Source organism: Bradyrhizobium sp. ORS 375, from assembly GCF_000239775.1.
Classification (GTDB): Bacteria; Pseudomonadota; Alphaproteobacteria; order Rhizobiales; family Xanthobacteraceae; genus Bradyrhizobium.
Genome location: NZ_CAFI01000102.1, coordinates 1 through 2,331, shown reverse-complemented (window position 1 = coordinate 2,331; position 2,331 = coordinate 1). Strand labels below are relative to the sequence as shown.

General features: G+C 65.0%; 1 protein-coding gene. It reads right to left on the bottom strand.

The window, feature by feature from the left end; all coding sequences use genetic code 11:
* Positions 1-53: 53 nt before the first annotated feature.
* Entirely contained in the window at positions 54-2,267 is a 2,214-nt protein-coding gene (locus BRAO375_RS08815) for an FAD-dependent oxidoreductase (RefSeq protein ID WP_009027114.1), read from the bottom strand.
* Between the last annotated feature and the right edge of the window lie 64 nt (positions 2,268-2,331).

Here is a 2,331-nt window from a genome sequence, read left to right as displayed (position 1 = left end):
CGCACTGTCGATCTGGCGAGAGCGGAGTTCTGATTGCAGGCAGCTGATCGTCGTTAAGCCGCGGCCTTCTTCGGCGGGAAGCGGCCGTAGAAGGTTTCGCCCTTGGCGGCCATCTCTTCCAGGAGCTTCGGCGGGGCGAAGCGCGAGCCGTACTTCGCCGTGTATTTGTGGCACAGCTCGACGAAGGTCTTCGTCCCCATGAAGTCGATGTAGGACAGCGTGCCGCCGGTGAACGGGGCGAAGCCGAAGCCGAGGATCGAGCCGACATCGGCCTCGCGCACGTCGGTGATGACGTGGTCCTCGACGGTCCGCGCGGCTTCCACCGCCTGCACCACCAGGAAACGCTGCTTCAGCTCCTCGACATCGAGCGTGTCGGGATCGAGATGCTTGGGCTGCAGCTTCGCCAGATCCGGCCACAGGCTCTTCTGACCCTTGCCCTTCTCGGGATAGTCGTAGAAGCCCTTGCCGTTCTTGCGGCCGAAGCGGCCCTGCTTCTCGACCAGCTCGACCATCAGCTTCTTGTGGTCCTGGTTGATCGCGTTGGCGCCGAGGTCGTGCTCGGTCGCCTTCATGATCTTCAAGCCGAGGTCGAGCGCGACCTCGTCCGACAGCGACAACGGGCCGACCGGCATGCCGGCCATCTTGGCGGCGTTCTCGATCATCGCCGGCGGCACGCCTTCGAGGAACATCTCGTTGCCCTCGGCGATGTAGCGCATCACGCAGCGGTTGGCGAAGAAGCCGCGGGAGTCGTTCACGACGATCGGCGTCTTGCCGATGGTGCGGACATAGTCGAGCGCGGTCGCCAGCGCGACGTCGCCGGTATTCTTGCCCATGATGATCTCGACCAGCATCATCTTCTCGACCGGCGAGAAGAAGTGGATGCCGATGAAGCGGCCCTGGTCCTTGAACTCCTCGGCGAGCGAGGTGATCGGCAGGGTCGAGGTGTTGGAGGCGAAGATCGCGCCGTCCTTGAGATGCTGTTGCGCCTTGGCATAGGTCTCGGCCTTGACCTTGCGGTCCTCGAACACGGCCTCGATGACGAGATCGCAATCCTTCAGCGCGGCGTAGTCGGCGGTCGCGGTGATGCGGCCCATGATCGCCTCGGCCTCGCCTGGCTTGGTGCGGCCCTTCTTGACGAGGCCATCGACCACGCCCTGCGCATGCGCCTTGCCCTTATCGGCGCTCTCCTGGTCGCGATCGATCAGCACGACCTCGAGGCCGCCGCGCGCCGAGACGTAGCCGACGGATGCGCCCATGAAGCCGGCGCCGATCACGGCGATCTTCTTGATCTTGCTCGCCGGCAGGTTGGCCGGGCGGCGCGCGCCCTTGTTCAATTCCTGCATCGACAGGAACAGGCTGCGGATCATCGCCGCCGCTTCCTTCGAACGCAGAATCTTGGTGAAGTAGCGCGACTCGACGCGCAGCGCGGCGTCGATCGGCAGCTGCAGGCCCTCATACACGCAGCTCATGATGGCGCGCGCGGCCGGATAGTTGTCGTAGGTCTCGCGGCGATAGATGGCGTTGCCCGCCGGGAACATCATCATGCCGTTCTTGGAGAACACCGGGCCGCCGGGCAGCTTGAAGCCCTTCTCGTCCCACGGGGCAACAGCCTTGCCGCCGCCCTTGATCCAGTCCTTCGCGGCCTTGATGAGATCGGCCGCCGGCACGATGGCGTCGACCAGCTTCAGCGCCTTGGCCTTGTCGAGCGTGAGCGCCTCGCCCTTCAGGAGCAGGTTCATCGCGTCCTGCGGCTGCACGATGCGCGGCACGCGCTGGGTGCCGCCGGCGCCGGGGAACAGGCCGACCTTGATCTCGGGCAGGCCGAGGCGGGTCTTCGGGTTCTCGGCCGCGACGCGATAGTGGCACGACAGGGTGATCTCGAAGCCGCCACCGAGCGCGAGACCGTTGATCGCGGCGACCCACGGCTTGCCCGAGGTTTCCATCGAGCGGTTGATCTGCGAGAAGCGCCGGCTGGTGTCGAACAGCATCTGGTTGGCGGCTTCCTCGCCCTTGCTGGTCAGCACGTCCTGATAGATGCGGTTCATGCCCTCGAGCATGGACAGATCGGCGCCGGCGCAGAACGCCTCCTTGGCCGAGGTGATGACGACACCCTTGATGGCGGCGTCCGCGGTGGTCTGCTTGACGAGGGCCTCGAGCTCGTTGGTCGAGGTTTCGTCGAGCACGTTCATCGAACGGCCCGGAATGTCCCAGGTGATCAGCGCAATGCCGTCGGAGTCGGTTTCGAGTTTAAAGTTCTTGAAGGCCATGTGGTGCTCCCTCGGTGCCAGCAGCCGGTCGGCGCGGCGAAATTCTGCGATCTGTGGTTCTGCC